The following is a 6,000-nucleotide window of genomic DNA, read 5'->3' on the forward strand; positions in this document are numbered from 1 at the left end:
GCCCGATCCGAAGATGGCCGACCTTCGGATCGGGCCCGTAGGCACTCGCCAGCTCTGATCCCCGGGTCACCAGCGCCGCAGCCCGTCAGGCACCCCCGCGCATCAGGTCCGGCGCAGCCCATTACCCAGAAAACGCCTCCGCCTCAGTCGCCTCGCCCCGATGTCGGCCCCGCGCCCACCCACAGGGGGATCAACATCCACATTCCGCACGGGATGTCCCAACTGGCGAAGCACAGGGGGCTGACCTGGTGATGGTGTCAGGGGTGAGTGATAGATCATTAACGAGGCCGAGTAGTCACTGCCGGGGGGTGCGGGTGTCGGATGTGGTGATGCGCGGTCCGTTGCGGGATATCGCGCGGCTGATGCAGGTACAGAGCGGTGTCGACGCCGAGGACGCCTACGCGGCGGCCCTGTGCTGGTGGTCCGCAGCCGTGGCGCCGCGGGTGAACACGTCCCTGTGGTGGCCCTGCCTCGTCTGGGGGGCCTTCCTGGCACCGGCGGACCGGCCCCCGATGATCACCGCCGCCTTGGAGAACGCCGGCCTCCAAGCGGGCCGGCCGGGCAGGTTCCCCTCCCTCACCCTCCACCCGGATCTCACCACCGAGGCCGGTCTGCGAACAGCCCACGCCAGCATCGCCAGGCGCACCCGGCCAGGGTCGCCTTTCTCCATGCTGCTCACCGGCAGCCCGATCAAGCACGGCGCATCGAGGACGTCCGCCGACGAGTTCCTCGCCTCCACCCTCAGGAGAGCCTGGGATGGCAGGGACTACCGCCGTGATGACGAGCGGAGCCGTCTGAGGGGGCTCGGTCTGCTGGGGGACCTTCCCCGGATCGGCGTGCTGTGGGAGATGCAGGAGCGTCACTGGCGGTACGAAGCGCAGACCGATCCTGCTTCGTCGACCCGGCTCCTGATCTTCCGCTGCAGGGAGACGAACCCCGCCAGGACCGCTGATCGCCGGGTACGGGCCGCGGCAGCGCGGGCAGTGGAAGAACTCGCCCGTGTATACGCCGACCTGACCGACCGCCAGGTGGAGATCGGCATGACCGGCGAGGCCGCCGAGAAGTTCGGTCCGATCAAGGCCACCGAGCAGCTTTTCGACAACCAACCGACCCTGCCGGAAGACCAGTTCTTCCGCCTGGACGACCACACACGGCGGATCGCCGGCGCCCTCGCCCTCGCCGAGGACACACAGGTGATCACGGGGGCCCACATCGAGGCGGCATGGTCCGTCGCAGCCCGGTCCGGCCGGGACCGAGCCCAGCTGCTCTGCCCCGACCAGCAGGACCTCGTCGACGCTCTCCTCACTGCGACCAGCGCCGCAGTCGCGGCGGCGACCGGGTCACCGGAGACACTCCCCGGGCACAAACCCTCCCCGCCCGCCAGAACCGAGACACGGAAAACACCGAGCAAGGCGCTCAGGCGCAGGAACGGGAAGATCAGACGGGACACCGCGGTGGCCCAGGACATCAAGGACTGGTACGGCAACCAGTGCCAGATGTGCGGAACCCTCCTGCGAATCCCTGGACCACGCCGCGCGATCAGCGAAGCCGCCCACATCCGTCCCCTGAGCAAGGGCGGCCACGACTACATCGGCAACGTCCTGTGCCTGTGCCCCAACTGCCACACCCAGTTCGACCACGGCGGGCTCTACCTGGACGACGACCTGCGGGCCGTCGAGACAGTGACCGGCGCAGTCCGGGGACCCCTCACAGTCGATCCCCGGCACGCCATCACACTGGACAACATTCGGTGGCATCGCCAATGGCACCGGCAAGGCACACCCTCGGCGGCACAGCACCGAGCAGATGACGATGTCGTCTCGTCGTTTGTCCCAGAACAGGGCTTCGCCTGAGAGCCCTGCAACGTGTCCACCTCGGAGAAGTGAGGCGAGGTCAGTTGACACCTTTAACCGACGGAGGGAACGAGCTGTCCCAGCGGGCGATCGAGTGAAGTCCGTACTGGAGGGCCTGGGTGATGCTCCACCCCGTGGCGGGCTGCGCAAGAGCGGCCTCGGCGCAGATCCGCTTGGCGTCGGGGTGCCACTCCCACTCCAAGATGCCGTCCGGGAGGTACGCCCCGTGCCGCAACGCGCTCTGGTCGACCAAGGGGACAGCGATACCCTCTACGAGTTCGTATGTGACGGGGATGTACGAAGCCCAGTCAGCGACACATCGAGCGGCACCGTCGGCATCCTTGAGAGGCCCCGGCAAAGGCTCCGCCGGCGAGGGGCTGGGCAGAAACTCAGCCAGTGTGGTGGCCTCACCAGACCCCGCTAGCTCGTAAGCCGGCAACCCGGGCAGGAGCCTTCCCCGCAGTTCCACGGAAGCGAACAGGCGTACTGCGGACCTCTGATCGGCCCTCATACGCTGTGCGGCCGACTCCAGCAACGCCCGCGCCGCAGGCTGGAGACATCCGTCGACAGCGGCCCAACTGGTCACTGTCGCAAGGCAGTACACGGCTCGCAGGCCCTGTTCGACGAGCGTAGCCTTCGCGGTGTCCTCCAGGTATTTGCGAGCCTGGTGGCTGTGCGCGGCAGCGTGCGCCAGCTTCGCCGCCATCGTGGGCTGCCCGAACAGGTGCGGCATGTAATCGTATTCGAAGGTTCCAGGAGCAGTAATGAGCTCGGCCGCGTGCTGGACAAGACGGGTGTGGTGGCGCGGGTGCTGCTGGGCGAGGTCATCGCTCAGCAGCGCGAGTGCCAGGTGGGCTCCGGGAAGGAGAAGCCGCTCAGGGAGCCCCCTGCTGTCGAGGCCGCGGAGCATGACCAGGAACTCGTCGCGGAGGTGGGGATGGTCGGCGAACAAGCCGACGGCGGCCAGCAGCCAGGCCTGGTACCAGGTGGGATCCGTAGCTAGGGGCTCGAGATTGGGGACGATGTCCGCGTCGGGGCCTGAAAGGAGCGCACGGGCGGCGCAGAACTCCTGGAGGCTCTTCACCTCGAAGCCGACCGTGCCAGGGCGCGGGGCCACCAGGAGTACCAGCCGGTCGGTGGCCACCTCGACGAGCTCGTCCACCAGCGCACGGGAGCGGCCCGGATTCTCGGTCTCCGCCAGCAGCCTGGCATGAAGGCACTCGCGTAGGGTCTCCTCGGCCATGACGAGAGGATCCCAGCCGTTGGTGACAGCCTCGTCAGCCTGGAGCGTGAGTCCGACATATCGGTGCAGCCAGTCGATGTGGCGCCGGTACTCCACCAAGAGCTCACCTGTTCGGGTGGGCTTGTCAGCCTCACGGGCGTAGATGGTGCCGTAGTAGGCATCGAAGAGCTCGTAGCGGTTGTGCGGCAGCCGCCGTCGCTTCTCAACAAGCAGGCTCATGATCGCCACCTGAAGCGGGGACCCCAGGAGCTGTCGCGTGGTGGGGTCCTTGGCCGCAGCCGAGATCCGTTCCACCACAGTGGTACATGCTTCAGGATCATCATGGTGACGGGCCTCGGCGAGTCGGCCAGCGTAGTGCAGGGCGTCGTTGACGGTCAGCTCGGTGAGAGTGAGGCACTGGAAATCACCAGAGTGAAACTCGCCACGATAGCCCTGGGGGCGAGTGGTACCAACCACCAGCAGGTCAGCGTCGACCAGGCGGGCCGTGGTGAGGAAAGAGCCGACCTGCTCCATGACCACCTCCCGCACCGTTCTCGGCACCTCGTCCAAGCCGTCGAGCACCAGAAGCCAGGGCCAGTCCCTAAGCCAGCCGTGAACTGCTTCCACCGTGACTCCGTGACCCACCTGGCAGGCGATGAACTCCAGCAAGCCGTAGGTATCCGACTCAGATGAGGAAAGGGCAGAAGCGTACTCGTGCAGGGTGATGCGCACAGGCCAGCGGCCGTGCCCCGGCACGGGAATGCCGGCCTCCTGGAGGTCGCGGCGCAGAGAGCCCACCACATCACAGGTATCGGCGGACAACACCCGCTCGTCGAGCAACGCGACCCGGTAGGCCTGGCACACCAACTGGCCGAGGGTGGTCTTGCCCTGTCCCGGACCACCAAGCAGCAGGATGTGCTGCGGTGCCCGCGCCGACTGCCGGGACGGGCGGAGGATCTCCTCCCCGCGCTCGATCACGTGACCACACGCCAACGCGCAATCGACCGTGCCGGAAGGAGCGGTGAGAGCAGCCTTCAGGTCAACGGCCACCACCCCCAGTCCGATACGCCCAGACGAAGGCTCCGCACCAGCCTGACCCAGCCGCAACCACCGATCGGTCATGACCCCGGCCACAGCGTAGGACCGCATCACAGAAGGCATGACACGCGGCACCTGGTCACTGTCATCCGCACCACGGTTGAAGCTGTAGACCGCGTCGTAGCCGGACAACATGCCCAAGTAGGCCCGCTTGAGCGACTCGGGCGCAGAATCCAGGCGCGCGTCGATATCAGCCCGCCACCAGACCCTCATCGCGACCCCGAACTCCTCTGAGTGCCTAGCGAGTTCGACATCGAGACGATCCATCGTGCCACTCCCCGGGACCGCCGTCCCGGTCAGCGAAGTCAGCAGGACATACTCCCGGGCTCCCTCGGACACCAGACGCTCGATATTGCCTCGCTCCTCCTTCACCGCACGGGAAAGCCAGGCCACCGGATCCTTCGTCGGCCTACTGCTCCACTTCACCTGGAAGATCACAGCTGGTGCCCCGTCCAACTGCAGGACCGCATCCCTTCCGCCGTCGCTATGTCCGACCGGATAACACCGAACGTCCGGGAAGGCGCTCACCAAAAGGGCGTTGCACAACCGCTGGAACGGCTTCTCCCCGAGCTGCTCATAGTTGTACCGGCCTGTCAATTCCGACACGCTGCCTCCCAGCCTCATCCCAGCCCACAACCTAGATGCCACATGTGACGGGATGGCAGGCAGCATCGTATTCGAGCTATCTGCAAGGCCATGCAGCCACGCGCACTCCGCCGGGGCTGGGAGACTTGCTGCTTGTGACCAAGACCCCCGATCCCTCGACCCTGGCCACCGCTACGGCCACATCCCCTCCCAATGGGGAGCGTCGTTGGCCGCGTGCGGACCAGCAGGCGGGTATCGCGGCAGCCGCCCGGCAGCTGCGCCGTGCGGGGTCGCGGGCGACGGTGGTCTCCGCGTGCGGGACGGGGAAGACGCTGATCGGGATCCGGGTCGCCGAGGAGGTCGGCGCGCACCAGGTGTTGGTGGTGGTGCCGACGAAGGACCTGGCGGTGCAGACGGCCCTGGCGTGGCGGGCGGACCGGCGTCGGGAGCCGATGCTGCTGGTTTCCTCGATGGACGCCGGCGCGAGCAGCGACCTGAAGGCGGCGAATGTCGGCAGCACGGGTGACTTCACCCGCCTCGCCCGCCTGGTGAAGACCGCCGGGCAGTTGACAGTGTTCGCCCTCTACGACAGCCTTCGCAAGATCACTGAAGCCCAACAGGCCTTGCAGGCACCTGCGTTCGATCTCGCGATCATGGACGAGGCGCACCGGATCTCCGGGCACCACGACAAGACGTGGGCCAAGGTCCTCGACAACCGCGAGGTCCAGGCCGACCGGCGCCTTTTCCTCACCGCGACCCCCAGGATCTGGGACAGCCCCGACCTGGCCGCAGACCCCGATGCCGCACCCCACCGCCCCCGACGCCGCACCACCACCAACCGCACCACCTCCCGCGATCCGCGGCTGGTCAACTCCCTCGACAACACCCACCTCTACGGCCCCACCGTCCACCACTACCCCCTCCACCAAGCCGTCGAGGACGGCGTCCTCGCCGACTACCGCATCCTCATCCCCACCATCACCGACACCGACCTCCACCAGCGCCTCCGGACCGACACCACCACCGCGCCCACGGCCAAGCCTGCCAACGCCGGGGCAGGCAGTGCCCCGAGCACCGGTAGCCGACCGGGCAGTTCCCCGGCCACCGGCACCAGGCCCGGCACACGCCCAGACCGACGACGTGAGGACCGCCAGCGCCCAGCCCATCGGCGACCGAGCCGGCAGTGCACTGCGCACCACCGCCCTGCACCTCGCCGTGCACAAGGCGATGACCGACAACGGC

Annotated in this window: 3 protein-coding genes; 2 read left to right on the forward strand and 1 reads right to left on the reverse strand. The window is 67.5% G+C overall.

Annotated features, from left to right (window positions below):
• The first annotated feature begins 314 nt into the window (after window positions 1-314).
• Window positions 315-1,853 carry an HNH endonuclease gene (locus ABD946_RS03750; RefSeq protein WP_345280020.1) on the forward strand — a complete coding sequence of 513 codons (1,539 nt, stop codon included), beginning with the start codon at window positions 315-317 and terminating at the stop codon, window positions 1,851-1,853.
• 40 nt (window positions 1,854-1,893) lie between these two features.
• Here the strand turns inward: ABD946_RS03750 and ABD946_RS03755 are convergent, their stop codons facing one another.
• Window positions 1,894-4,779, reverse strand: coding sequence for an NACHT domain-containing protein (locus ABD946_RS03755; protein ID WP_345280022.1), 2,886 nt, complete (start codon window positions 4,777-4,779; stop codon window positions 1,894-1,896).
• A gap of 134 nt (window positions 4,780-4,913) precedes the next feature.
• Between ABD946_RS03755 and ABD946_RS03760 the strand changes: the two genes are divergently transcribed.
• On the forward strand, window positions 4,914-6,000 hold a 1,087-nt coding region (locus ABD946_RS03760), incomplete at its 3' end, for a DEAD/DEAH box helicase family protein (RefSeq protein WP_345280024.1).

The organism is Kitasatospora albolonga, from assembly GCF_039535905.1.
Classification (GTDB): domain Bacteria; phylum Actinomycetota; class Actinomycetes; order Streptomycetales; family Streptomycetaceae; genus Kitasatospora; species Kitasatospora albolonga.